The 24,793-nt window shown below is 35.4% G+C and carries 25 protein-coding genes; 11 read left to right on the top strand and 14 right to left on the bottom strand.

Annotated elements, in window-relative coordinates; genetic code table 11:
• Positions 1-36 precede the first annotated feature (36 nt).
• A complete protein-coding gene (locus tag NH288_RS04400) occupies positions 37-159 on the bottom strand; it encodes a hypothetical protein (RefSeq protein WP_265213392.1) in 123 nt (40 codons plus the stop codon).
• Positions 160-298: 139 nt separating this feature from the next.
• Between NH288_RS04400 and NH288_RS04405 the strand changes: the two genes are divergently transcribed.
• From NH288_RS04405 to NH288_RS04425, 5 genes are all read left to right on the top strand, one after another.
• Complete coding sequence (locus NH288_RS04405) at positions 299-943, top strand: hypothetical protein (RefSeq protein ID WP_106461323.1); 645 nt, start codon at positions 299-301, stop codon at positions 941-943.
• 28 nt (positions 944-971) lie between these two features.
• On the top strand, positions 972-1,238 hold the full coding sequence (locus tag NH288_RS04410) for a hypothetical protein (protein WP_106461324.1): 267 nt from the start codon (positions 972-974) through the stop codon (positions 1,236-1,238).
• Positions 1,239-1,490: 252 nt separating this feature from the next.
• Entirely contained in the window at positions 1,491-2,369 is an 879-nt protein-coding gene (locus NH288_RS04415; RefSeq protein WP_106461325.1) for a helix-turn-helix domain-containing protein, read from the top strand.
• A 78-nt stretch (positions 2,370-2,447) separates the two neighbouring features.
• Positions 2,448-3,362 (top strand): hypothetical protein, encoded by a 915-nt coding sequence (locus NH288_RS04420; RefSeq protein ID WP_265213393.1) that lies wholly within the window; start codon positions 2,448-2,450, stop codon positions 3,360-3,362.
• Positions 3,338-3,919, top strand: coding sequence for an ABC transporter ATP-binding protein (locus NH288_RS04425; protein WP_265213395.1), 582 nt, complete (start codon positions 3,338-3,340; stop codon positions 3,917-3,919). The genes NH288_RS04420 and NH288_RS04425 overlap by 25 nt, the downstream gene beginning before the upstream one ends.
• 386 nt (positions 3,920-4,305) lie before the next feature.
• Here NH288_RS04425 and NH288_RS04430 read toward each other — a convergent pair whose 3' ends face one another.
• A complete protein-coding gene (locus NH288_RS04430; protein WP_265213397.1) occupies positions 4,306-5,577 on the bottom strand; it encodes a glucose-6-phosphate isomerase in 1,272 nt (423 codons plus the stop codon).
• 358 nt (positions 5,578-5,935) lie between these two features.
• On the opposite strand from NH288_RS04430, the gene rbr reads away from it, so the two are divergent.
• Both rbr and nagB read left to right on the top strand, forming a co-directional pair.
• Positions 5,936-6,529 (top strand): rubrerythrin, encoded by a 594-nt coding sequence (gene rbr, locus NH288_RS04435; RefSeq protein ID WP_106461328.1) that lies wholly within the window; start codon positions 5,936-5,938, stop codon positions 6,527-6,529.
• An 821-nt stretch (positions 6,530-7,350) separates the two neighbouring features.
• Positions 7,351-8,073 (top strand): glucosamine-6-phosphate deaminase, encoded by a 723-nt coding sequence (gene nagB / locus NH288_RS04440; RefSeq protein WP_265213399.1) that lies wholly within the window; start codon positions 7,351-7,353, stop codon positions 8,071-8,073.
• Positions 8,074-8,175: 102 nt separating this feature from the next.
• Here the strand turns inward: nagB and NH288_RS04445 are convergent, their stop codons facing one another.
• The 7 genes from NH288_RS04445 to NH288_RS04475 all read right to left on the bottom strand — a co-directional run bounded on the left by NH288_RS04445 (position 8,176) and on the right by NH288_RS04475 (position 16,729).
• Positions 8,176-9,102 (bottom strand): helix-turn-helix domain-containing protein, encoded by a 927-nt coding sequence (locus NH288_RS04445; protein WP_265213401.1) that lies wholly within the window; start codon positions 9,100-9,102, stop codon positions 8,176-8,178.
• A 23-nt stretch (positions 9,103-9,125) separates the two neighbouring features.
• Positions 9,126-10,493: an ATP-binding cassette domain-containing protein gene (locus tag NH288_RS04450; RefSeq protein WP_265213403.1), complete on the bottom strand. Its 1,368-nt coding sequence runs from the start codon at positions 10,491-10,493 to the stop codon at positions 9,126-9,128.
• A complete protein-coding gene (locus NH288_RS04455) occupies positions 10,487-11,182 on the bottom strand; it encodes an energy-coupling factor transporter transmembrane component T (RefSeq protein ID WP_265213404.1) in 696 nt (231 codons plus the stop codon). Before NH288_RS04455 ends, NH288_RS04450 begins: the two co-directional genes overlap by 7 nt.
• On the bottom strand, positions 11,182-11,763 hold the full coding sequence (locus tag NH288_RS04460) for an MptD family putative ECF transporter S component (protein WP_265213406.1): 582 nt from the start codon (positions 11,761-11,763) through the stop codon (positions 11,182-11,184). Before NH288_RS04460 ends, NH288_RS04455 begins: the two co-directional genes overlap by 1 nt.
• Before the next feature lie 9 nt (positions 11,764-11,772).
• Entirely contained in the window at positions 11,773-13,494 is a 1,722-nt protein-coding gene (locus NH288_RS04465; RefSeq protein ID WP_265213407.1) for an ABC transporter ATP-binding protein, read from the bottom strand.
• The gene (locus NH288_RS04470) at positions 13,494-15,239 is read right to left on the bottom strand and encodes an ABC transporter ATP-binding protein (protein WP_265213409.1); all 1,746 of its coding nucleotides are present in this window, start codon (positions 15,237-15,239) and stop codon (positions 13,494-13,496) included. The genes NH288_RS04465 and NH288_RS04470 overlap by 1 nt, the downstream gene beginning before the upstream one ends.
• Before the next feature lie 482 nt (positions 15,240-15,721).
• Positions 15,722-16,729, bottom strand: a complete 1,008-nt coding sequence (locus NH288_RS04475) for a potassium channel family protein (RefSeq protein ID WP_265213410.1) — start codon at positions 16,727-16,729, stop codon at positions 15,722-15,724.
• Between the two features lie 95 nt (positions 16,730-16,824).
• On the opposite strand from NH288_RS04475, the gene NH288_RS04480 reads away from it, so the two are divergent.
• Entirely contained in the window at positions 16,825-17,142 is a 318-nt protein-coding gene (locus tag NH288_RS04480) for a hypothetical protein (RefSeq protein ID WP_106461337.1), read from the top strand.
• A 30-nt stretch (positions 17,143-17,172) separates the two neighbouring features.
• Positions 17,173-17,364: a 2-keto-3-deoxygluconate permease gene (locus NH288_RS04485; protein ID WP_265213414.1), complete on the top strand. Its 192-nt coding sequence runs from the start codon at positions 17,173-17,175 to the stop codon at positions 17,362-17,364.
• A gap of 36 nt (positions 17,365-17,400) precedes the next feature.
• On the opposite strand, the gene NH288_RS04490 is transcribed toward NH288_RS04485, so the two are convergent.
• Complete coding sequence (locus tag NH288_RS04490) at positions 17,401-18,900, bottom strand: AbgT family transporter (RefSeq protein ID WP_265213469.1); 1,500 nt, start codon at positions 18,898-18,900, stop codon at positions 17,401-17,403.
• A 315-nt stretch (positions 18,901-19,215) separates the two neighbouring features.
• On the opposite strand from NH288_RS04490, the gene NH288_RS04495 reads away from it, so the two are divergent.
• Together NH288_RS04495 and NH288_RS04500 are read left to right on the top strand one after the other, a co-directional pair.
• Positions 19,216-19,656: a LytTR family DNA-binding domain-containing protein gene (locus NH288_RS04495; protein ID WP_265213416.1), complete on the top strand. Its 441-nt coding sequence runs from the start codon at positions 19,216-19,218 to the stop codon at positions 19,654-19,656.
• An 8-nt stretch (positions 19,657-19,664) separates the two neighbouring features.
• Positions 19,665-20,090: a DUF3021 domain-containing protein gene (locus NH288_RS04500; protein WP_265213418.1), complete on the top strand. Its 426-nt coding sequence runs from the start codon at positions 19,665-19,667 to the stop codon at positions 20,088-20,090.
• A gap of 388 nt (positions 20,091-20,478) precedes the next feature.
• Here the strand turns inward: NH288_RS04500 and NH288_RS04505 are convergent, their stop codons facing one another.
• The 4 genes from NH288_RS04505 to NH288_RS04520 form a co-directional block, all read right to left on the bottom strand.
• A complete protein-coding gene (locus NH288_RS04505; protein ID WP_265213420.1) occupies positions 20,479-20,604 on the bottom strand; it encodes a hypothetical protein in 126 nt (41 codons plus the stop codon).
• 138 nt (positions 20,605-20,742) lie between these two features.
• Positions 20,743-22,485 (bottom strand): NADH-dependent [FeFe] hydrogenase, group A6, encoded by a 1,743-nt coding sequence (locus NH288_RS04510; protein WP_265213422.1) that lies wholly within the window; start codon positions 22,483-22,485, stop codon positions 20,743-20,745.
• 8 nt (positions 22,486-22,493) lie between these two features.
• Positions 22,494-24,071, bottom strand: a complete 1,578-nt coding sequence (locus NH288_RS04515) for an NADH-ubiquinone oxidoreductase-F iron-sulfur binding region domain-containing protein (protein WP_265213423.1) — start codon at positions 24,069-24,071, stop codon at positions 22,494-22,496.
• Complete coding sequence (locus tag NH288_RS04520) at positions 24,061-24,561, bottom strand: complex I 24 kDa subunit family protein (protein WP_106461342.1); 501 nt, start codon at positions 24,559-24,561, stop codon at positions 24,061-24,063. Before NH288_RS04520 ends, NH288_RS04515 begins: the two co-directional genes overlap by 11 nt.
• Positions 24,562-24,793 lie beyond the last annotated feature (232 nt).

Consider the following 24,793-nt stretch of genomic DNA (forward strand, 5'->3'; position numbering starts at 1 on the left):
ATTTAATTATTGTTTTAATGGGTTTTTATAAAAGATTTATTTTAAATTTTTATATGACTTAATTTCTATTATAGTAGACTCTTTTTTATCATTAGCATAAGAAGTACTAACGTTTAGTGTTAATAATATTGCAATTAGAAGTAATATATTTTTTTTCATAAAGCAACTCCTTTTAATATCGTTTGTAATATTATATAGTTGAATTAATTATAAAAAAGTGACATGGATGTCACTTTGAATATTTTAATTTGCTTGTAAAGTTTATATGCAAATTATTTGAATAGTAAAGGAGAAACTTATGAAAAATAAAAAAACAAAATATTTTGCCTGCTTATTAAGTGCTAGCATATTAGCTAGCCCAATTGGCCAAGCTTTTGCTAGCCAATGTAATATTGGAATGAATAAAGATGATATAAAAATCAATTCGATAACTCAAAGCTCAACAAAAGTTACAAACCAGAGTATATTAAATAATATAGAAATTAAAGATGAAGGTGATAAAAGAATCGTAACAATAACTGATAGTAAAACTGGAGAAAAAAATCAATTAATTGCGAATTTTAAAGATAATACCCTCTATTCTACAATCACCAATAAAACAATAGATTTGCCAGCTGATTTATCATTTTATAGGGTAGAAACAACTTATGAGACAAAAAGGCTTACCTATAAGCAGATAAGTGATTCCCTAGGTGATAAGATTGATGTTGCTAGCCTAGTTGGTCTTGTTATGTCTTATGTACCAGGACTAGAAGGAGCTGGTGGTGTAACTGTTGTGATTAGTGAAATTGTAAGGTATTATAATAATCATCTGGCCAATAAGTCAACTGAGCATGGTCTTATATTTAAGATAAAAAAGGTAAGACATATAAGGCGTAGGGGATCAAAACATAATGTAGCGTATAGAACTTCAAAAACAATTGTGGGTGTGACTAAGTTCTAAAAAGTAAATATTTATACGGAGCAAAATTATGCAAGAAAATACAAATAAATTAAAGATAGTCAACATAATATCTATAGCATTAACAGCACTTATTCTTTTATCTATATTTGATATATTTAAATTAAAAGAGTATAGGTCAGTTTTTGTAGGAGCTTTTTTAGTGACGTTATTTTTAAAAATCTTATTGTCTGATTTAAACAAAAAGGAGAAAATTTATTCACTGGTAGCTTTAGTGATAATAGCAATAATTTTTGTTTTTATATTTGTTAAGTTTTCCTATCTATGGGTTTTGTAAAATAAGGGGATTTATAGATTTAATAGTTACTATATAAATGCATGTTGCTTGAGCTTGTAGTAAATAAGGATCAATTTTACTAAGTTAAGAAGCTCTATGATTAGGTGAATACTCTAAAATAGGTGATGATAAAAAGCTTATAAGAGAAATTTAAGGAGACCTCGGATAAAATGAGGTCTTTTTATATGACTAATTTTAATGTAGCTATCAAGTTAAGGTGGTATGATATAAGTCAAAACGAAAGGAGGTTCTATGTCTATATATAAATTTGGAAATGACCTTACAAAAATCAGGGAAAACAAAAGAATTAGCCAGGAAGACTTGGCATTTTTATCAGGAATCAGCCGCAGGTCCATATCAAGGATAGAAAATGGCCTAATAAAGGAACCGAGCATTGACACTCTCCTAAAATTATCAGCAAGTCTTGATGCTGACATAGTTGATTTATACATAAAAGATATCTATGAATCCCAATATTTATATAGGGAACTTCTATCAAGTTTTGACATTCTTTCTAGCTTTAAATCCAGGGAGGAAATCCTATTATTAGAAAAGAAAGTCGATATTTTAGAAAAGGATCATAATTTTAAGGGAAAAGACTATGAACTAGCCTTAATGAAGCTTTTTATAAAATCCTTAAAAACTCCAATTTTACTTAGTTTAACAGAGGAGTTTGAGGATATCACGAGCGCTAGGATAAATAAAAACAATATACTAACTAGAGATTTGAGCTTTTTAGAAGCAAGACTTCTTATAAATGTTTGTAATAATAAAGCTTATTTTAAAAATATTGATAGGAAAGAGATTTTATCATCCATAATAGATAAAAACGACGAAAGTCTTATAAAATTAATTGCCTACTACTCACTTGTTAATGTCATGGATATAGAGAGGGATTCTCTTAATGGCTTAGAAAAAATTAACGAAGCTATATCTTTTGCAAAATATTCTAATCATAGCGAGATGTTTGCATTTTTATATTATCTGAAATTTTTATGCCAACATGAATTGGGAGATGAAAACTATAGAAATTCAATAAAATTATCGAGAATTTTTGCAAGCCACCTTGACAAAGATGGGGCACTAAAGTCAATAAATCAAGGCATAGGAGATGTTTTGGGAAATAATTAAAATTGGGACAGCCATGTCCCTTTTTAATTTACTAGACTTAAGTATATTGACCCTATATAAAAATAAAGGAGGTAGCCTATGTTGAGATTTTTTTATTTGACTGATAAGAAAGAATTTGTAAAACTTTTGATAATTAGGCTAATAGTAATCGGTTTGGGATTGTTAATTCCTATTAATACTGCCAGGGCCATTGACTTTGCGATTGCTAAGGACTTGGACCAGACCCTTAAGCATATTGGGATTATGGTTTTACTTGATATTGGCATCCATATTTTTTATGTCCTAGAAGATTATTTTTTTGGGAAAAACGACGCCAAGGCCTACCTTAATCAATTTCAAAGGCTTGATCAGGCGCTAAAATCCTATGACAGTAAGGTTTATAATATCGACCAGGCTAGGATAAACCAAGAACTTGGCCAAAATTTTGAAATAGTCCAGCCCTTTATCTACAAAAATACCTTGAGAATATTTTTAAACGCCCTAAAGTTTGTGGCAATTTGTATAATTGTATTTTTTATCTCACCTTATCTTTTGATAGCCTTTGTGATTATTGCTCCAATTGCAGCCCTTGTCTCCTACAAGAGTGAGGAGAAGATTTCGGATTATTCCTCAAATCATTTGGATGATATGAAAAATATCAAGGGTTATTTGCTTGATTCTAATAGTCTTAGCAAGGAAGAGAGGTTTTTGGAGGAAAAGCAATTACCGGAAATTAGGGATTTCTTTAAGGGATTTTTTAAAAATCTAATAACAAAGGTTCGATATGAAAGTGTGATTTATAATATTTTTGTCTATGGAACCCTAAATATGGCCATCACCCTTACAACCATTATTTCAATTATCCTTATCATAAAGGGCAAGATGACCCAGGCTCTTATGCTGCGGTGTCAATCTACATCAGCTCCCTTTGGGATCCTATGCTTGATACCTTTAACACAAGAAGGGAATATGTCTCAGGTAAGCCTGCCATGGACTCTTTTTATGAATTTATAAATATGACCCCTGTAAAATTTGATAAGGCAAAGATAAAATCTTTAGAAATAAAAGATTACATAAGCTTAGGAAGCAAGGGAGAAAGGCTCCATTTGCCTTTTAGCCAAAATATAGAAAAGGGGAAAATAAACCTCATTGTAGGGGATAATGGCATAGGAAAAACTACTCTAGTAGAGGCCATAATGAACCTAACGAGAAGATATGAGGGAGAAATATTAATAAATGGAAAACCTGTAGATAAGTCATCAGGTATATTATTTGACGATTTAGTTTATATCCCGGCCAACCCTCTTATAAGCGAGTATGGCAATTTAAAAGATAAGCTTAAGGGCTCATCAGGCCAGAAGAAACTCTCCCAATTAAAACACGCCATAAAGACTGACAAGTCCCTATACATTTTTGACGAACCAACAAATTTCCTAGACAAGGAAGTAAAAGGCAAGGTTTTAGACCTAATTATGGACCTTAATAGGGAAGGAAAATTGGTCATAGTTATAAGCCATGATGAGATATTTATGAAAAATTCTAATTTTAATATTATTAGGATTAAAAAATAAAGACTAAACAAAAAGACCTCGGCTGAGCTCTTTTGTATGATTTAAAGCACCCCAGCTAGGGCTGGGGTGTAGAGAACGTAATCTTTTTCAACGAACGCTCCTATACGTCGCGTTCTTATGAAAAAATTACATAAGGTTTCTCATCAATCTATCTTCACACTTCGTGTTTGATATATTGTGAGAACCGCAAAAAAATCGCTTACGATATAAAATCCCCGGCTAAGGCCGGGGTTAAGGAACGTAATGTTTTTAGAATCAATGCTCGTATTCCTCGCATCGCTTCTAAAAAATTACATAAGGTTCTTCATCAATTTCTACTTCGGTGCTTCGCACCTTGAGAAATTGTGAAGACCGCAAAAAAATCGCTTACGATTTTTTTGCTACCATTAGTATCCAGGTTTACCTAGTAGTTTAAACATTGCTTTCTTATATGCTTCTACTCCTGGTTGGTCGAATGGGTTTACTCCTAGCATGTAGCCTGATACTCCTACTGCTATTTCGAAGAAGTAGAAGAGTTCTGCTAGAGTTCTTTCGTTTACCTTGTCTAGTTTAATCCTAATATTTGGTACATTTCCTTCTACATGGGCCATTGCTGTACCTTCCATGGCTTGTTTGTTGACGAAGGACATTTTTTTGCCTGCTAGGTAGTTTAGGCCATCTAGGTTGTCGGCATCTGTTTTGATTTTTATGTCTTTGTCTACATTTTCGACTTCTATTACTGTTTCAAATAGGTTTCTCTTTCCGTCTTGGATCATTTGGCCTACAGAGTGGAGGTCTGTTGTGTTATTTACACTTGCTGGGAAGATTCCCTTGCCATCTTTTCCTTCGCTTTCGCCATAAAGTTGTTTCCACCATTCAGCTACATATTTTAGCTTTGGTTCGTAATTTACAAGGACTTCGATGTCTTTGCCAGATTCATGGAGCATATTTCTTACTGCTGCATATTTTATAGCATCATTTTCCATGGATTTAAGAGTGTATTTTTCTCTACCATCAGCAAAACCTGCCATAAATTCGTCTATATCAATTCCTGCTACAGCTAGTGGGAGTAGGCCTACAGCAGATATTACAGAAAATCTTCCACCTATATCATCTGGCACTACAAAGGTTTCGTAGCCTTCTTTTGTAGCTAGGTCTTTTAAGGCACCCTTGGCCCTGTCTGTTGTGGCAAAAATTCTTTCTCTTGCACCATCCTTGCCATATTTTTCCTCAATAGCTTCTTTTAGGAATCTAAAAGCTATGGCTGGCTCTGTGGTTGTACCTGATTTTGATATTACATTAAGGCTGTAGTCCTTATCCTTGAGGTAGTCAAGAAGTTCTACCATGTATTGGCCAGAAATTTGGTTGCCTGCATAGATTATTTGAGTTTTTCTATTTGAGTTAAAATAAGAATCGCAAGCCACATCCACAGCCTTGATACCTAGGTAGGATCCACCTATACCAATGGATACAAGAACATCTGAATTTGCTCTAATTTTTTCGGCTGCCTTTTTGATTCTTTCAAATTCTTCCTTGTCATAGTTAACTGGTCTATCAATCCAGCCTAGAAAGTCGTTGCCCTTGCCTGACTTATTAATAAGAGTATCGAAAGCATCAAGAGCTCTTTCTTCATAGTCTTTTAAATTTTCTAAGTTAACATTTTTTAAATCTAATTTCATGTTTCCTCCTATCCTTCTTTATATGATTATACCCTTAAAGGAAATTTCTTATAACAAATTATATTTCCTATAAAACACTTTAATCACTAGTTTGCATAATATTTCAAAATGAAAATCATTATCAATATCATAAGGGTAGAATCAATTATAAATACAATTCTTCTGCTTACATCTAGTCAATCTATGGAAATATGTATTTTAAAAGAATTTTGGAATTAATGCCTGCAAGTGATAATGATTATACATATCATACTTAGAAAGAATAAAACTTTAGAATCATTCTTGACATTTGTATAATTAATAATATAGTATGAATAACAGATGATATGAAGTCACAAAAAATATAAAGGAGATTATTATGGCAGAATTAAAAGGAACAAAAACAGCACAAAACTTAATCACATCATTCGTTGGTGAATCACAAGCTAACATGAGATATACATATGCTGCAAAAACTGCAGAAAAAGAAGGTTATAGACAAATCGCAGCTATCTTTAGAGAAACAGCAATGAACGAAAGAGAACACGCTGCAAGATTCTATAAATTCCTAAAAGAAGAATACAAACTAGAAACAATCGAACTAACAGAAGGTTATACAGCTTGGCCAGTAATTTGGCATGACACATTAACAAACCTACAAGGTGCTATCGATGGTGAAAACGAAGAATGCGAAGATATGTATCCAGCATTTGCTGACGTAGCAGAAGAAGAAGGATTTGACGAAATCGCTAGAGCATTCAGAAACATAGCAAAAGCTGAAGGAGCTCACAGAGATAGATACCAAAAACTACACGACAATGTAGAAAATGGCACAGTATTTGAAAAAGAAGAATCAGTAATCTGGAAATGTGGAAACTGTGGCTTCCTATATGAAGGCAAAAAAGCACCAAAAATCTGCCCAGCATGCCACCACCCACAAGAATGGTTCGAAGTAGCAGCATTTAACTATTAATAAAAATTTCGTAAGCGAAATTTTTATGGTTTTCACAATATAACCGAGTGCGTAGCACGAAGGTTAGATTGATGAAAAAATTTATGTAATTTTTTATTTATGATGCGACGAATAGGAGCATTATAAATAAAAAGATTACGTTCCTCACAAAATTTAACTTGTTAAATTTTGCAATATTAGCAATACTAATAAAAACACCAAACCTGGCCTCGGTCGGGTTTTTAATTGCGAAATTTTTATGGTTTTCACAATATAACCGAGTGCGTAGCACGAAGGTTAGATTGATGAAAAAATTTATGTAATTTTAAGCAAGCCTGCCCGGCTCTTTGAGGACATGCGACGAATATAATGGTAGTAAAAAAATCGTAAGCGATTTTTGCGATTCTCACAGTTTTTCAAGCAAGCACAGCTTGCGAAGTTAAAACTGATGAGAAACCTTATGTGACTTTTTATTTTAATTACGACGAATAGGAGTAATTTAAATAAAAATCACTGAGCATTATAAATAAAAAGATTACGTTCCTTATGAAGACCTATCACAATCCGATGAAATCGGATTGCATGAAGGTCTGATGCTTTAGCACAAAATTTAACTTGTTAAATTTTGCAATATTAGCAAGACTAAAATAAATATCAAACCCGGCCTCGGTCGGGTTTTTTATTTTGCCTATGATGGTAAAAATATTTAAAATGGGTATCTATATAACTATAAGGAAAGTAAGGCTTCCAGTTCGTTTTTCTTTGCACTTCGTGCTTGAAAAACTGTGAGAACCATAAAAATTTTATCTATAAAATTTTTATTACCATTAAAGGAGTTATATATGAAAGTTATAGTATGCAAAGATTATGATGATATGAGCAAGAAGGCTAGTGAGCTTGTTATTAGCAATATGATTGAAAAGCCTCAAATAAAGTTTGGTTTTGCGACAGGTTCTAGTCCTATCGGTCTTTACAAAAACCTGATAGCTGCCCAAAAAGAAGGGGAGATTTCTTTTAAATATGCAAAAAGTGTTAACCTAGATGAATATGTTGGCATAGATCCAGCAAATGACCAATCTTATTCTTACTTTATGCACGAAAATCTTTTTGATCATGTAAATATCAAGAAGGAAAATATTCACTTACCTTCTGCTCCAGAGGCAGATGACAAATATGCGAAAGAATATAGAAAGCTTCTTGAGGATTTTGGTCAAAGAGATATCCAAATTCTAGGCCTTGGTGTAAATGGCCATATAGCCTTTAATGAACCAGCTGATAAGCTTAATAAATACGCATCTATAGTTGAGCTTGAAAAATCTACTATCGAAGCTAATGCTAGATTTTTTGAAAGTGAGGAAGATGTTCCAAAACACGCCCTATCAATGGGTCTTGCAGAAGTTTTTGATGCAAGGATGATTATTGTCCTAGCTAATGGAAAGAGCAAACACGAGGCTGTTAAGAGGATACTAAATGATGAAAGCATCTCAACTGAGCTTCCATGCGGCCTTCTAAATCTTCATCCAAATGTTTATCTATTTGTAGATGAAGAAGCCTACAATGGTTAAAATTTCATAGAATTATAATAAAAAATCGCCTCTAAGAGCTTATGCTTATATTTTCATTTGCTAATAGGGGCGTTTTTATTTATGATTTTTAGATTATTTTTACTACTGGTTAGTTTTTCTGTAGGAACTTGGGCTTAGGCCTGTGAAATCCTTGAAGGCTCTGGTAAAGTTGGATGGATTTTTGAAATTAAGGTCATTGCTTATTTCAATAATGCTTAAGTTACTTTTTAGAAGTAGTTCTTGGGCCTTTATCAATCTTAGTCTTTGTATATATTTCATAGGTGTGTATTGAAAGGTTTTGCTAAATTTATCATTTAGACTTGATTTTGAAATTTTAAATTTCTTAGAGATTTCTTCTAGGCTTATATCATTATCAAGATTTTCTCTCATATATATTTCGATTTCATTAACGAGTTCAGTGTGATTTATCTTAAAATAGTTCATCTTATTTGGATTCATTCCTATTTTTCCAATCCTATAAATTAGCTCTAGGGTTAGCAATTTTATTAGTAAAAAATCTTCACTTTTTAGGGCTAGAATTAAGTTGTCGGCAAGATTTATTAGGCTTTTTTCTCTCATTACATAACCCATATTCTTTATATTTTTAAAGTTATAGAGGAATTTGCCAATGTAAGGGAAGAGCTTGGAGTTTTTATCTAGGACTTTATCTAAGATTATAATATTAAAGGCCCTAGTTCTGTGGCTAGTTGTGAAGGAAAATTTCGATTCTGGTATAGATCTTCCTATAAAGAGTTCATTTGTTGTTATTAAGACCTTTGAATCTTTTATATGGGTAAAGTAGTTTCCTTCATAGCAATAGCCTATCCTATAGCCTAAGTTGCCTTTAGAGGTTGAATTTTTGGCTTCATATTTTTTATTAAAGTTAATATATAAGACAAAGACACCGGGTATAAGCTCATAAGAAGTCATCTTATTTTCAGTATTTTCTATGCCCATGTAATTTATAACCCTAGGATCACTTGTTGGGAAGGATTCAAAACCCCAAGATTTTAATCTAGTATCTTTCATTTATAAACTCCACTATATTTTCGTCAGTATTTTTTTATAAATTCATAATCGTGACTTATGATTATTATAGTTTTTCCAGCATGTTTCATTTGCTTTATTATTTCAATAAGCCTTTGCATATTTTCATAGCAAAGACCAGATGTTGGTTCGTCTAGGATGACTATTTCTTTGGGACTTGCCATAGCAAGACCTAGGGCGAGTCTTTGTTTTTCTCCGCCAGATAGCCTTTGGGGATGGCAGTCTTTTTTGTCGGCTAAGTTTAAAGCTAATAGGCTTTTTTCTATTAGACTCTTATCATCGCTTACAATTGCCATCTCCATTTCAACTGATTCTGTAAAAAGCTGATAGTTTACATCTTGCATGACAAGGGAAATATAGGCTCCATGATTTTTTATAAGCTTATTTTTATAATAGATTTTTCCATTTTGTTTTTTATTTAGACCGCATAAGTTTCTAATAAATGAGCTTTTGCCTATACCATTAGCCCCAATTATAAAATATATGCCAGGCTCAAAACTAATGGAAAAATCAAAAATTTGGGGAGTGTCTTTGTAAGCACAAGAAAAATCCTTGCATAATAGACCTTGTGTATTATCGCAATTTTTGTCAAAGAGATTTTTTATTTGGTACTTATCAGACTTTAGGTCTTCTTTTCTTATTTCATCAAGAGTCCTTAATTTGTGGTCTTTTATGACTTTAGGAGTCAGTTGGTTTTTCGTGTATGTGATGGACTTTTTATTTTCTATTACTATTAGCTTATCCAAAATGTTTTTAAGATAATATAGCCTATGTTCAGCTATGATTATAATTTTGCCCATGCTTTTTAGGACCTCTAAGCATGAGGAAAGTTTTTTTATCGACTCTTTATCAAGGGATGCTGAAGGCTCATCAAAGATATAGACCTCATTATCCATAACAGCTACAGAAGTTATTGCAATTAGCTGTTTCTGACCTCCTGATAGGGTGAATAAATCTTTATCAAGTAGGCTATCACTTGAAAGAAGCTTGCTATAGTAAGAAATCTTCTTATATATATTATCCCTAGGCTCATTTCTATTTTCCAGAGCAAAGGCTATTTCATCAAGAGAATTAACAGCATAAAACTGGTTTTTAGGATTTTGAAAAACTGTTGCTATGAAATTTGATCTACTACTTATATCCTTGTCCAAAAGTGACTTGCCATTTAAGAGTAAGTCTCCAGCAATTTTTGCCTTATCAATTTCTGGTATTATTCCATTTATGCTTTTAATTAATGAGGATTTGCCAGCACCTGATTTTCCGGTGATGATGTTTATTGTTCCTTTTTCAAATTTAATATTTATTTGTTCGAGTATCTTATTTTCCTTGCCATTTTCACTAAAGCTTAGGGAAAAATTTTTAAATTCTAGCATAATTTTATCCTTATAAATAAGCTTATTATAAATATTCCAAAGGCAAGAAGTATATAGTCTATGCTTCTTAGCTGAGCACTTGAAATTGATGATCTCTCGCCATCTACTTTCATTCCCCTGGTCATGGCTGATATAGCGACATTGTCGGCAGTTTGGGATGTAATCATAAGCAGCGGAACAAACTTGTATTCGATAAACCTTGATGGGTTTTTGAAAAAACTTTTTAGGGTTAAATCGTGCATATACATGGCTTCTCCTATGATTTTGTAATCTTGCTTGATGGAGTAGAAAAACCTAAACATGACAGAAATGGGGATTATGATTGTATTTGGAAATTTTATCTTTTGAAGGGAGTAAACAAGGTCACTCATCTTTGTGGTGGTCATAGTATAATAACCCATAATAACTCCTGGTAGTATCTTAATTACTATGCCGGCATAGAGATTTAAAATCATTGCCCAAAAGCTATTTGGGAATTTTTCCATGATATTTTGCCCAAGAAAGGCCAAGCCAGTATAAAAAATACCCTTGGAGACAAGGGATATTTTTCTATCATATAGGGCAAAAAGATAGGGAAGGAGCGCTAGGAAGATACCCAGATAGTAGTATCTCCTAGCTAGTGAGCCTTCCATAGTGCTTATACCTATTATTAAGGTCAAAAAGAACTTGGTCCTAAAATCAATTTTCATTAAGCCATACCTGCTTTTTTGAAATGTTTATTTAATACCTTTATTCCTATGGTGCAACCCAGATAGCCACCAATCATTCCTAAGATTACAACAGGTAGGAAGGACCATGTAGGCATTACTGAGAGTAATTTTTCTACATAAGCTTCTCCATATCCTTGGTCTATTAGGGATTTAGCATAAGAATCTCTAGCTAGATACATAGGAATTAGATTTGCGGCTGCAAACATCATAAAGACTGTATAGGTAACTCTTGCGGTTTTGATTGACTTATAGGAGCCAGTTTTTAAGATAAATTCACAGATTATTGATAAGATAATTATGGCTGGTAGAACAATTGCACCATGGCCAGACATAGAAAATACAAGGCCAAAAATTATACCCATAATCAAAACCATGCCAAACTTATTTATCTTTGTAGAATAAAGCATAAAGATAGGACCTGAGACTAAGCCACAAGCAAAAGGGACAAGAGGCATTAAGACTGGCACAAAGCCAATCATACCTCCGCACCAAGTGGCCATTACAGTAAGTAGTGAAAAGACTCCTGCATTTACTAAATCACGTATTCCAAATTTATTCATTATTTCCTCCTAGTAGATAAATTCTTCTGATTTTTTGGAAGATTCAATCATTTTTTTATAAGTTTTGCTGTTTTTAAGAAGGTCATCGTGCTTGCCGAAGGCTTCTATTTTGCCATCATTCATAACAATTATCTGATCGACATTTTCTATTGATTTCATCCTGTGAGATATAATTATTACTGTTTTATTTTTTGTCAATTTGTTAAGGGATTCTTGGATATATTTTTCATTTTCCACATCAAGGCTTGCTGCTATTTCATCTAAAAGAATTATTTCTGCGTTTTTTAGAAAGGCTCTAGCTATTGATATTCTTTGCCTTTCTCCTCCAGATAGCTTGCTGCCATTTTCTCCTATTTCTGTTTGGTAACCATCCTTAAGCTTGTTTACAAATTCATCACAATTTGCAAGCTTAGCGGCTTTTAATACTTCTTCATCACTAGCATCAGCTTTTCCTATTCTAATATTATCCATGACAGAACCATTAAAGAGAATTACATCTTGAAAGACCATGGAAATATGCTTGAATAAATCAGCTGTATCTGTAGTTTTTATATCCTTATCACCAATAGAAATTATTCCTTTATCATAGTCGTAGAGTCTAGCTATTAGCTTTATTAGGGTAGATTTACCACAACCAGATGGGCCAACTAGGGCGCTTGTCTTATCTTGAAGGGCCTTAAAGGAAATCTTATCTATTACCTTTTTATCATCAAGGTAGGAAAATTCCACATCTTTTCCTTCAATATCATATGATTTTATATCAGCCCTATTTCCTTTTTTGATTTTTTCATTCCTAAGGGCCTTAATTTTTTCTATAGGGCTATCCATATACATTAATTCCCCATAGGCCTGGTTAAAGGCTGCCACTCCGTCAATAAGTCTTGCTCCTGCAAACAAGTAGCCTGCAAAGTATAAAATATTAATTTCTCCTGCCATAAGCTGTCCAAGTCCGACAAATATTACAAGGGCTATGGATAAGTTTGCAATAATAGTAGCTGATACTATCGGTATAATTTGTCCTAGTTCAGTCTTTATATGCTTTTTTTCAAGGTCTTTTACAAAGTTTCTTGCCTGTTTTTCCTTTTCATCTGATAGCTTGTAGGATTTGATTTCTGTAGACAAATCAATTAATTCTTGAAAAATTTTTGAGGACTTTCTTTGCTCTTGGTAATAGGTTCCAGTCGCCTTTATTTGCATTTTCCTTGAAAATAAATTTAAAATAATTGAAAGGCCAATAGGAATAATAATAGCAAGGCCTAGTTTGAAATTGCCAAGTAAAAGTAATATGGAAATAAGAGCAAAATTGATTAAAAATCCATAAAAACTAGGTAGAGAATGACTAAGGCCATGCTCAATTGTATCTACATCCTTCATAATGGTTTGGGAAAGATCGGTAATATCTCTTCTTGAGTAGAAGGAAAGGGGCAATTCCTTGATGATTTCTATAAGCTCTATCCTTAGATTAGCTGATTCCTTGTAGGTTTCGTTGTAGGTTGTGATATAGTCCTTATTAATTATAAAAAGCATCACTAGGCCTATTATGAAAAATGCTAGAATTGAAATTGCTAGCTTCATATCACCAAGACCAAGCAAGCCCTGGAGGACATACATCAAAAGCATAATAGGTAGCATGTAGGAAAGGCTTTTGAGTGTTGAATATTTAATTGCAACTATAGCTCCTTCTGCGCCCTTATCTGTTAGAGCGAAGCGGTTTTTAAGATATTTTTTCATTAGTTTACCCTCCATTCGTTTGCAGTCTCATATAGGTCTACGAAGTTCTTGTATTTACCATTTTCTTTTAGCAAGTTATCATGACTAGCTCTTTCTACAATCTTGCCATCTTCTACAAGGAGAATTTCGGAAGCTCCTCTAATAGAAGAAAGCCTATGGGCAATCATGATTGTAGTCCTGTTTTTAATTAGAGATTTAAAAGCGATTTGAAGTTCGTATTCATTTTCTGGGTCGGCAGCAGCTGATGCCTCATCTAGGATAATAATTTTAGGGTTTTTTAGGAAAATCCTTGCAATAGATATTCTTTGTTTTTCACCACCAGATAAGTTTATCCCATCTGCACCAATAACTGCATCATACTTATCCTTAAATTTTTCTATAAAATCATCGCATCTTGCAAGCCTTAAAGCCTCATAAACTTCATCCTTACTAGCATCTTTTTTTGCTAGCCTTACATTATCAAAAATTGAAATGCCAGAAAAAAGTTGAGGATTTTGAAAAACTATGCCTATCTTATCCATTAAGGCATCTTTTTTATAAGAAGAAATATTTTTGCCTCCTATAAGAATTTCCCCGCAATCAACTGGATATAGGCCTGAAATAAGCTTAGCTATTGTAGACTTACCAGATCCAGAAGAACCAACCAGTGCATAGACATTATCTTGGTCAAATTTGACAGAAAAATCCTCGAGGATTTTATGAGAGCCGTCATAAGAAAAATCTACATTTTTAAATTCTATATCGTAGGATGAAAAGTTTTCTTCCTTGCCAAAAGAGATTTCTTTGATTTTCATTTCTTCAAATAAACTCTCAAGATTGTCAACTGCAGAATTTGCTTGGAATATGTACATGGATACATACATAATTTTCATAGTGTTAGCAAAATACATCCCCATAAAAAGGGTGAAAAATAAAATTTTAGCCGCCCATATATGAGGATCTGCTCCCTTGCTTACCATAAAAATTGCAAGAAAAACTGGACTTATGATGAAAATATTTAAAATCCATTGGAATAAGACGAAGGGAATCCTGCAAGACATAGAATATTTGTAGACCATATCCTTGTAAGTAAGGATTGATTGGTGAAGTTTCTTAAAACCTACAAGAGGGGCGTTAAAAATTTTGACAACTGGCATATTTCTAACATATTCCACAGCTCCTGCATTCATTTGATCAAGCTTATCCATATAAATCTTCATAAAAGATTGGTCACCCATCATATTTTTGATTAGAACTAAGGATATGCCTATAATGATTAGGAAAAATATTCCCAAATACATATCGATAATAAAAGTTAAAATAATCATAAAGATGGGAGTGAGTATTGCACAAGTCTGATCTGGTATAAGGTGGGCAACAATCATATGGGTCTGTTCGACATTGTTGTCAATGATTTTTCTGACCTGGCCAGAATCGTGGGTGTCAAAAAAGCTATTAGAAGCCTTTAACAAATGTCTTATTCCCTTTTCACGAAGGCGAGTTTCAAGCCTAAAACCAGCTAAATGACTCATCCATGTACCGGAAAAATAAAAAATTCCATAGCTGATAAATAGGATTAAGATTTTAGTAGGAAAATTTGCTAAGTTTTTCAAATCTTGTCCAATAAAAACGTTTTTTAGCAAAATCCAAATGAGGTAATAAGCGTAAAATTCTAAGACTATGCCAAAAGCTGATAATATCACAGCTAATAATCCGTGGAATTTTCGCTCAGGCATATATGAAAATAATTTTTTATATAAGGTCATATCAAGCTCCTTTCATACTGATAATCAATATCATTATATAAGAAATTAAAAGTTTTGTCTTATCATAAAAAATAAATATGTCATAAATTTCAAAGAATATAGGATTAGTTAAAGAAAATAAGACTAAGTGCAAGTATTCTTAATTTACACTTGTAAGAAGAATATAGTGAACCTAGTAATTTCTAAGTAAATTTTAGTTTTTAAGACTTAAAAAAAGAGAACAAATGTTCTCTCAGAGTGTAGACTTATTAATATATTTTTAAATACTTAAATTTGGAATCCTGAATTCATGTCATTCTTCCTCACTTCGTTCGTCTGAATGACATCAGAAAATGATTTTGTCGATGGCTCGAGAGAAGATATGTTCTCTTTGAATTGATTATTAAATTTTATTCAAGGCTCATCTTGTATTAAGCAATTGAAAATAAGCTCGTAGATACAAATTCTAATATGGGTTTTTAAAAATATAATAATTTTATTTTCTATTTTATCTCATCTCCCAAGTGCCTTAGTTTTTCTACTTGCTCTTCGTGGCCTAGGACTATTAGGACATCGCCAATCTTAAAGCTATAGTCTATAGGTGGATTAAAGAGCATTTTATTGTCTTCTTTCTTTTTTATAGCAAGGATGGTAAGGCCTGTTTTGTTTGGGATTTGGGCTTCAAGGAGATTTTTATTTTCTAGGTAGGATCCCTTGTGGACTATTACTTCTTCTAGGTCTAGCTCTAGATCGCCCACCTTGGTTACTACATCCAAAAAGGCCATTATATTTGGCTTGGTTATGAGAGAGGCCATCCTCTTTCCGCTTATTTCTATGGCTGAGATGGTCTTGTTTGCACCGACTTTCATTAGCTTCTTGCTGCCTGATTTTGTGATGGCATTTGAGATTATATAGATATCCTTATTCATGTGTCTAGCTGTAAGGACTGTTACAATATTATCTACCTCTGTATCAAGGGTTGAAATTAGGCCCTTGGCCCTAGCTATCCCTGCCCGGTCAAGGATGTCTTCTTCTGTAGATTGGCCCTCGATTACGAGGATATCGTGGTGACTGTAATCGTCTAGGTCCGCATGATCATTTGTTATTACAACGAAATCCTTATTTTTCTTTATAAAATTATCTATGATAACTTCTGCTAGCTCCCCTGAACCGCATATTATGTAGTGGTCCTTTAGGGCCTTGATTTTCTTTTCCATCTTATTTCCCTTCCATAAATCTCCGATTTTTCCTTCTACAAACATGGCTACAACTGTTGTGAAGGTGTAACCGACTATACCTACTCCCATAAAAATCATAAATATCGAAAATAGTTCTGAGGCATCATTTGTCGTGCCTACCTCGCCAAAGCCTACTGTCGATATGGTTATAACTGTCATGTAGAGGGCATCTATCATGTCTATATTGGCCAGGGACATATAGCCTGTAACCCCTACAATTAACAAGCTTATGAAAGCTATTATTATAAGCTTGAATTTCCTTTTCTCATCCATAAGAACCTCTCCTTTATTTGATTATAGTATATTTTTAAACAAAAAGCTAGAGGAGGAAGTTTTTGGGTATTAATTAGTAAAAGAGAGGTGCATTTATGAAAAATTTTAAAAAGATGCTTCCATATTTATTAATCGATGCTGTGGCATTTTATATATCACCAAAGCTTATGATTGATACAGGCTCTGCCATGTTTCTTTTGCTCTTGGTAATACCGCTAATTTGTCTTTTTACAGCTCTAATTTATAGCTACAAAAATAATTTTTCTTGGGCATATCCGATTCTTGTCATGGTGCTTTTTGTCCCATCAGTCTTTATTGATTATAATGACAGCGCCTTTATTTATACCTTTATTTTTGGTGGGATAAGTTTAATAGGTTCATTTATTGGCAAGCTTTTTAATAAGTATAAATAACACATAAGGATGGTAAATTAGAGAGTTTTTATGAAAAGAAAGGGCATATCAGCTGTAGCTATGTCTACCCTAGCAGGAGTATCAGCTTCTGTGCCAATGCTTATGGCAGGGTCAAATCCAGAACTTGTCCCTTACGCAGGATCAGCTGCTGCCATAGTGAGCCTTTGCGTGGTCTTATCGGCTATAATTAGCCCAAGCCTTGCCAAAAAACTTCATAAATAAGCAAAAAAATATCCTCTAGCTAAGCTAGAGGTATTTTTATACAAATAAGCTTGCTCCTGGGCCTAGTGGAATTTTGAAGATCATCCACACTATTAATAGGATGGTCCAGAAGATTAAAAATGCTATGGAATAAGGAAGCATGGTTGATATTAGGGTACCAAGGCCTCTTTCCTTATCGTATTTTTGCATGAATACTACAATCATTGCAAAGTAGCTCATAAGCGGGCTTATGATGTTGGTTGATGAGTCTGCAATCCTGTATGCCATCTGGCTAAGCTCTGGTGATAGGCCCAGGCCATAAAACATTGGCACAAAGATTGGAGCCATGATTGCCCACTTGGCTGAGGCCGAACCTATGAAGAGGTTGATAAAGGCTGATAGGATTATAAATAAAATTATAAGCCCAATGCCTGATAGGCCGATTGATTCCAAAAATTCTGCACCCTTGACAGATAGGATGGTACCAAGATTAGTATAGGCGAAAAATGCCACAAATTGAGCTGCAAAGAAGGATAGGACTAGGAAGCTTCCCATGGATGCCATAGACTTGCTCATTGATTCCACTAGGTCTTTTGAGTTGTTGATTTTTCCTACAGTCTTACCAAAGATATAACCAGGTATTAAAAACATTAGGAAAATTGCGGCGATTAGGCCCTTTGATAGGAAGGCATCTAGGGTCATCTTGCCTTTTGCGTCAGCCTCTCTTAAGATAGCCCCTTGTGGGATTGTCAAAAATCCAAGGATAATTAAGAAGATTCCAAGACCTATTAGGGAATTCCTAAGGGCCTTTCTTTCAAGGTCTGTAAGAGGAGCATCTTCGTGGACATAGTCTCCTGTGTAGGTGCCCAGGTTTGGTATTACAATTTTTTCTGTAACGACAGTTCCTACTATAGTTAGGATAAAGGTTGAAACAAGAAGGAAATACCAGTTGCCAGCCACATCTACGCTTGCAGAAATATTGGCAGCCCTTAGGGCCTCGTTGGTAATGCCTGAAAGAAGGGCATCGGTTGGGCCAAAGATGAGGTTGGCTGAAAAGCCTCCAGAAACACCTGCAAAGGCTGCAGCAAGACCTGCAATTGGGTGTTTTCCAGCTTGGGCAAAGATCATAGCCCCAAGAGGGATTACAACTACATAGCCTGCATCAGATGCGATATTTGACACGATTCCTGCAAAAACAACAGCCCCTGTAAGGATGAGGGATGGGACATTTGATAGCATCCTTCTAAGACCTGCATCAAAAAATCCTGCATCTTCAGCCACACCTACCCCAAGCATAGCCACAAGGACAATTCCAAGGGGTGCAAAGGATGTGAAGTTTGGCACAAGTGATGAGAACATATAGCGGATGCCCTCAGGGGTTAAGAGGCTAATAGCTTTAATGGTCGCCTCGCTTTCTGCCTTGGCATCATAATAATTAACAGTAACTCCTGCAGATGCGCAAATTTGAGCAATCACAGCGAGAATAGCAATCATGATTACAAAGATAATAGCTGGATGGGGAAGAGCATTGCCCACTCTTTCTATCTTAGCTAAAATCCCGCCCGACTTCTTATCGGGAGATTTTTTTTATTTTAGTCATATTATTTCCTTTCTATTATTATAAAAATTATTGAATAAATTCATACCCTTCTTTATACCAGTTATTATACCAGTTATTAGCCTTTATGTCAATCTATTAGAATGTTTGGTAAATTTAGTCAATAAAAAACAAAGCTTAAGTTTAGGGTCATTTTGATAAAAAGGAAATATAAAGATAAATTTTTTAACCTCTTATCTTTCAATTTTAACCTTTTATCAGAAAATTAATGCATAGTTTTGAAATTGATATTATTATATAAGCAGGAGGTAGGGATGAAAGTTGACATAATTATTGACGAAACCATTGAAGAAACGAGGGTAAAAATATTTGCCAAGGAGTATTCTAAGGAAGTCGAAACCATAAAAGATTTACTTGCTGATAGATTAGTAGACAAGCTTGTGGCTTTTCGTGATAAGGAAGTTTTTATACTTTCACATGAAGAAATTATAAGAATCTTCGCCCAAGATAAAAGTGTTTTTATAAAAACAAAGAACGGAACTTTTTCATCAAGACTGGCTATTTATGAATTAGATCAGAGGCTTGATAAGAAAAAATTTATAAGAATATCCCGTTCAGATATTGTAAATCTCGACTTTGTCAAAAAGCTTGACTTATCTTTTACAGGAACAATCGCTGTTGAACTTAAAAACGGAGATGTTGCTTATGTTTCTAGGAGAAATTTAAAAGAATTTAAGAAGGCTCTCGGCCTTTAGGAGGACTTATGGAAAAATTTAAAAATTTATTAGGTGGATTCTTGGCTGGTGTAGGAATAGGTTCCTTAATTGAGGCAATTTTATCTATGATAATTAAAGAAAATTTAGTTGGTGTTCCAGACTTTGTAGCAAATCAAGCGCCAGGTTATGCAAAAATTATCCAATGCCTTGTTTACGGTGGCTTTGGTTTGATATCTGTCCTAATGTCGAATATTTTCGAAAACAAGAATAGGGCGGTTTATTTAAGACATGCCATCCATTTCTGTGCAATGTTTATCTATTTCATTTGTGCAGGACTTTACCTAAAGTGGTTTAATTATGATTTCTCTATTGTAATTTCCGCCATCTTCTTTGTTGGAATTTATTTATTAATCTCTTTCGCTTTTTATATTTCTGAAAAAAATATGATAGGAAAAATCAACAATAAATTATAAAAACACAAAAATGGTCCCAGATTCGGGATCATTTTTACTTTTAAATTTAATTGTCTTATAGTATTAGTTTAAATTCAGGTTTTAGCTCCTAGATTTATATGGGAAAAAATAGGACAGGCAAGCGCACAGCTATCAAACTTATCTTGCTTTCCTTAAGATTAATTGTTGGAGCGATTGAAATACAAATAGAAGAAGCCCCATAGTCGGGGCTTAGCAGTTTCCTAATTCTTATATCTTTATAAATTTAAATCTATTTCATAGGTCCTCTTGGCCTTTTTAAATAAAAATTCACCACATCTTACACTGGCTAGGCACTCTGCCCTATTTCTGATGGCTTCATATGGGCTATCTGCATCTAGGATGATGAAGTTGACTGACTTTCCTATATCTAGGCCGTAAGTTTTTTGATGTTCATTGCCCTTGCCCCATTTATGGTTACAAGGTCAAGGTCCTTGTCGAAATCTTCTTCCTTCATAAGTTGGGCCATGTGGATACCATTATCTAGGGTATTCATGAGCTTGCCATTGCCGGCTGGATACCATAAATTACTGCGTTTATAAATTTCTTTTTCAATTTTATCACTCTAATTAAAAGTATTTACATATATTATATAACAAAAGAGCGAGCCTATGCTCGCCCCTTTCTTTGAGATTTAGTATTTTGGCCTAGCCTTATAAGAAGTGTGTAAAAGCTTGTGGGCCTTTTCTGAGCCTGGCTTTTCTAAGAATTCTTGGTAGAGGATTTTGATGGATGGGTTTTCGTGGGACTTTCTTAGGGTCTTTTTCCTATCGATTCCATAAAGGCCCTCGGCTCGTTTTTTGATAATTGTGAGGTCACCCTTGTGGAATGGCTGGCCACCGCCTGCTACACATCCTCCAGGACAAGCCATAACTTCGATGGCATGGATATTTTCCTCGCCGCTTCTTATCTTTTCTAAAAGCCTTCTGGTATTGCCCAGACCGCTTACTACCGCTATGTTAAGCTCTTTTTCGCCGATTTTTACAGTAGCCTTCTTACTTCCTCTAAGACCTCTGAGGTCTTTAAATTCGACTTCTTCAAGAGATTCGCCTGTGAGGGTGTCGGCAGCAGTTCTTAGGGCTGCTTCTATTACACCGCCACTTGCCCCAAAGATGGTGCCTGCTCCTGTTGATTCTCCCAAAGGATTGTCAAAGTCATCTTCATCGAGATTTACAAGGTCAATCCCGCTTTCCTTGATCATGCCCGCAAGCTCTCTGGTACTTATGACTATATCAACATCAGAAAGGCCCTCGTTATAAAGCTCATCCCTCTTTGCCTCGTATTTTTTGGCTATACATGGCATAACTGAGACAACTGTCATGTTTTCAGGCCTTATTCCGATCTTCTTAGCATAATAGGATTTAGCAATGGCCCCAAACATTTCGTGCGGACTCTTGCAGGATGATGGGATGTCGATTAGGTCTGAAAATTGGCTTTCCATGAAATTTACCCAGCCTGGACAGCAAGAGGTAAGGATTGGGAGCTTGCCATGACCATTAAGCCTTTCGACAAGCTCGTTGGCTTCTTCCATGATGGTTAAGTCTGCTGCAAAATTTGTATCAAAAACCTTGTCAAAGCCTAGTTTTCTGAGAGCTGTGACCATTTTTCCTGTCATAGGTTTGCCGGGTTCTTCTCCAAATTCTTCTCCAAGAGCCACTCTAACAGCTGGAGCCACCTGGACAATGACCATCTTCTCATCATCCTTCTTATGTAAGATTTTCCAGAGGTCGGCCACATTTGACTTTTCTGTAAGGGCACCTGTTGGGCAGACTGCCAGGCACTGGCCGCAGAAGGTGCAGGTTGTCTCAAACATTGGTCTGTTAAAGGCAGAGCCCACATGGGTCTTAAAACCACGGCCAATTTCTGCAAGGGCGCCCACAGTTTGGACCTCGTTGCACATGTTCTCGCAGCGCTTGCAAAGGATGCACTTGTTTGGGTCCCTGACTAGGGAATAGGAAGAGGCATCTATTGGTAGGTTTTTCTTCTCGCCTGGATATTTTATCTCCCTTATATTTAAGTCGCTTGCAAGCTTTTGGAGCTGGCAATTGAGATTTTTGGCACATTTTAGGCAATCATTTGGATGGTCAGAAAGTAAAAGCTCGACAATTACCCTCCTAGCCCTGACAACTCTGCTTGAATCTGTAGAAATTTCCATCCCGTCCTTAACAAAGGTCGCACAGGAAGGTACTAGCTTATCTTTTTTCAAATCTTCCACCAAACACACCCTGCAGGAGGCGATTTTATTTATGAAATTCACTCCGGATAAATCCATGTGGCAAAGGGTAGGAATCTTTATATTTAGCCTTCTAGCGGCCTCTAAGATTGTGGTTTTTTCTCTGACTTCTATTTCTTTATTATTGATTAAAATCTTTGGCATATTTCCTCCTATCCTAGGCTAATGGCAGAAACTGGACAGTTGGCCATACAAGTTCCACACTTGATGCAGACATCTTGGTTGATTAGGTGCTTAGTCTTTTTCTCTCCACTAATAGCTTCTACAGGACAAGATCTAGCACACTTGCCACAACCGATGCACTTATCTGTGATATGGTATTTTAAAAGGTCCTTGCACCTGCCAGCAGGGCAAGTTTTATCGCCCGTAACATGGGCAAGGTATTCATCGTAGAAATAGTGGAGGGTAGATAAGACTGGATTTGGACTAGCTTGGCCAAGGCCGCAAAGGCTAGCATCAGAGATAATTTCTGATAATTCCTTAAGCTTATCTAAAGTTTCGACACTTGCCTTACCAGATGTGACTAAATCAAGCATCTCAAGGAGTCTTTTGTTTCCAATCCTACAAGGGGTGCACTTGCCGCAAGATTCATCGCAAGAAAATTCTAGGAAAAACCTTGCCACATCGACCATACAATCAGTCTCATCCATTACAACCATGCCGCCAGAGCCCATGATTGAGCCGATGGCCTTGAGAGATTCAAAGTCACAAGCTGTATCAAAAAGTCTTTTCGGTATGCAGCCGCCAGATGGGCCACCGGTTTGGACAGCCTTAGCCTCCCTGTCATCGGTGATTCCACAGCCTATGTCATAGACAATGGTCCTAATAGGAGTGCCCATGGCTACTTCTACCAGGCCAGAATTCTTGACCTTGCCTGAGAGGGCAAAGACCTTAGTGCCTGGAGAATTTTCTGTCCCGTAGGCTCTGAAATAATCTGCTCCCCTTAGGATGATTTGTGCCACATTGGCAAGGGTTTCGACGTTATTAATTACAGTTGGCTTTCCCCAAAGACCCCTGACTGTGGTCCTATATTCCTTATTTCTAGGCTGGCCACGCTTGCCTTCGATTGATTCCATAAGGGCGGTACCTTCGCCGCAAACAAAGGCCCCAGCCCCTAGTCTTAGCTCTATATCAAAGGAGAAATCAGAACCCATTATATTATCTCCCAAGAGATTTAAGTCTTTAGCAGCCTTGATGGCTATATCTAGAGCTTTGACAGCCTTTGGATATTCTGCCCTAACATAGATAAAGCCCTTATTTGACCCCACAGCGTAGCCGGCTATGGCCATAGCTTCAAGGACGGAGTGGGGGTCATATTCAAGGACAGACCTATCCATAAAGGCACCAGGATCGCCCTCATCGGCATTGCATATTATGTATTTGGTAGGGTTATCTTGCCTAAAGGCTGTATCCCATTTGCGACCAGCTGGAAAACCAGCCCCACCACGACCCCTTAGGCCAGAATCTGTAATGACCTGGATAATTTCTGCCCTATCCATTTCAAAAAGTGCCTTGGCAAGGGCAAAATAGCCATCACGGCCTATGTATTCTTCAATGTCAGCAGGATTGATTATGCCGCAGTTTCTAAGGACAAGCCTTACTTGCTTTTCGTAAAAATCTCCCCTAAGCCTTATATCTTCGCCATTTATTTCGTAAGAGTCATCGTCTTTTATCCTGGAAATAAGCCTAGCAAGGCCTCTTTCTTTTATTTTATTAAGGTCAACTTTCATAAACTTCCCCCAAGGTCTCCGCAATTATTTCATCTGCCATAGATGGGTCAGCCTGGCTAATAATCCTGTCATTGTCGATGCTAACAACAGGTGCCTTGCCGCATTCGCCAATACATCTGGCCTCCACAAGCGAAATCTTGCCATCAGGTGTAGTCTCGCCCACTCCTATGCCAAGTTTTTTAGAAAGCTCTGCCAAAATCTTATCAGAACCTTTGACATAGCAGGCTGTGCCTAGGCATACACAAATCTCATGGTCTCCCTTAGGGATTAGAGAAAATTGAGAATAGAAGGTTGCAACTCCGTAGATTTCTGAAGAGTGGACCCCCATCTTAAGGGCCATCATGTCAACGATTTCTTCAGGTATGTAGGTAAAAAGCTCCTGGGCCTTTTGAAGGATTGGCATAATAGCTCCCTTCCTATCCTTGTTATCTTCTAAGAAGGTTAAAAACTCATCGAGCTTAGCCTGATCTTTTTTTAAACAAAATCCCATAGACAAACTCCTTTCATCATATTCTTAATTTCATTGTATCATATTAAAAGTCTTATGAAAACTATTTCATTATATATTATTTTAATCACTAGGATTGTTATTATAATAGAACCTTAGAATACATAGATAAATAAATAACGATTTCATAAAAGGAAAAGAAAAAAGCAGGATAACTCCTGCTTTGATTTAAGTTTAAATTGTTTGTAATAGATTTCTCCGCTCGCTTTGCTCG

It is taken from the genome of Anaerococcus sp. NML200537, from assembly GCF_026131715.1.
In the GTDB taxonomy this organism is placed as follows: Bacteria; Bacillota; Clostridia; order Tissierellales; family Peptoniphilaceae; genus Anaerococcus; species Anaerococcus kampingae.

Excerpts from the sequence above, each read along its gene's own strand:
- NH288_RS04400 (WP_265213392.1), bottom strand. The coding sequence starts at position 159 with ATGAAAAAAAATATATTACTTCTAATTGCAATATTATTAACACTAAAC.
- NH288_RS04405 (WP_106461323.1), top strand. The coding sequence starts at position 299 with ATGAAAAATAAAAAAACAAAATATTTTGCCTGCTTATTAAGTGCTAGC.
- NH288_RS04410 (WP_106461324.1), top strand. The coding sequence starts at position 972 with ATGCAAGAAAATACAAATAAATTAAAGATAGTCAACATAATATCTATA.
- NH288_RS04415 (WP_106461325.1), top strand. The coding sequence starts at position 1,491 with ATGTCTATATATAAATTTGGAAATGACCTTACAAAAATCAGGGAAAAC.
- NH288_RS04420 (WP_265213393.1), top strand. The coding sequence starts at position 2,448 with ATGTTGAGATTTTTTTATTTGACTGATAAGAAAGAATTTGTAAAACTT.
- NH288_RS04425 (WP_265213395.1), top strand. The coding sequence starts at position 3,338 with ATGGACTCTTTTTATGAATTTATAAATATGACCCCTGTAAAATTTGAT.
- NH288_RS04430 (WP_265213397.1), bottom strand. The coding sequence starts at position 5,577 with ATGAAATTAGATTTAAAAAATGTTAACTTAGAAAATTTAAAAGACTAT.
- rbr (WP_106461328.1), top strand. The coding sequence starts at position 5,936 with ATGGCAGAATTAAAAGGAACAAAAACAGCACAAAACTTAATCACATCA.
- nagB (WP_265213399.1), top strand. The coding sequence starts at position 7,351 with ATGAAAGTTATAGTATGCAAAGATTATGATGATATGAGCAAGAAGGCT.
- NH288_RS04445 (WP_265213401.1), bottom strand. The coding sequence starts at position 9,102 with ATGAAAGATACTAGATTAAAATCTTGGGGTTTTGAATCCTTCCCAACA.
- NH288_RS04450 (WP_265213403.1), bottom strand. The coding sequence starts at position 10,493 with ATGCTAGAATTTAAAAATTTTTCCCTAAGCTTTAGTGAAAATGGCAAG.
- NH288_RS04455 (WP_265213404.1), bottom strand. The coding sequence starts at position 11,182 with ATGAAAATTGATTTTAGGACCAAGTTCTTTTTGACCTTAATAATAGGT.
- NH288_RS04460 (WP_265213406.1), bottom strand. The coding sequence starts at position 11,763 with ATGAATAAATTTGGAATACGTGATTTAGTAAATGCAGGAGTCTTTTCA.
- NH288_RS04465 (WP_265213407.1), bottom strand. The coding sequence starts at position 13,494 with ATGAAAAAATATCTTAAAAACCGCTTCGCTCTAACAGATAAGGGCGCA.
- NH288_RS04470 (WP_265213409.1), bottom strand. The coding sequence starts at position 15,239 with ATGACCTTATATAAAAAATTATTTTCATATATGCCTGAGCGAAAATTC.
- NH288_RS04475 (WP_265213410.1), bottom strand. The coding sequence starts at position 16,729 with ATGGATGAGAAAAGGAAATTCAAGCTTATAATAATAGCTTTCATAAGC.
- NH288_RS04480 (WP_106461337.1), top strand. The coding sequence starts at position 16,825 with ATGAAAAATTTTAAAAAGATGCTTCCATATTTATTAATCGATGCTGTG.
- NH288_RS04485 (WP_265213414.1), top strand. The coding sequence starts at position 17,173 with ATGAAAAGAAAGGGCATATCAGCTGTAGCTATGTCTACCCTAGCAGGA.
- NH288_RS04495 (WP_265213416.1), top strand. The coding sequence starts at position 19,216 with ATGAAAGTTGACATAATTATTGACGAAACCATTGAAGAAACGAGGGTA.
- NH288_RS04500 (WP_265213418.1), top strand. The coding sequence starts at position 19,665 with ATGGAAAAATTTAAAAATTTATTAGGTGGATTCTTGGCTGGTGTAGGA.
- NH288_RS04505 (WP_265213420.1), bottom strand. The coding sequence starts at position 20,604 with ATGAATACCCTAGATAATGGTATCCACATGGCCCAACTTATGAAGGAA.
- NH288_RS04510 (WP_265213422.1), bottom strand. The coding sequence starts at position 22,485 with ATGCCAAAGATTTTAATCAATAATAAAGAAATAGAAGTCAGAGAAAAA.
- NH288_RS04515 (WP_265213423.1), bottom strand. The coding sequence starts at position 24,071 with ATGAAAGTTGACCTTAATAAAATAAAAGAAAGAGGCCTTGCTAGGCTT.
- NH288_RS04520 (WP_106461342.1), bottom strand. The coding sequence starts at position 24,561 with ATGGGATTTTGTTTAAAAAAAGATCAGGCTAAGCTCGATGAGTTTTTA.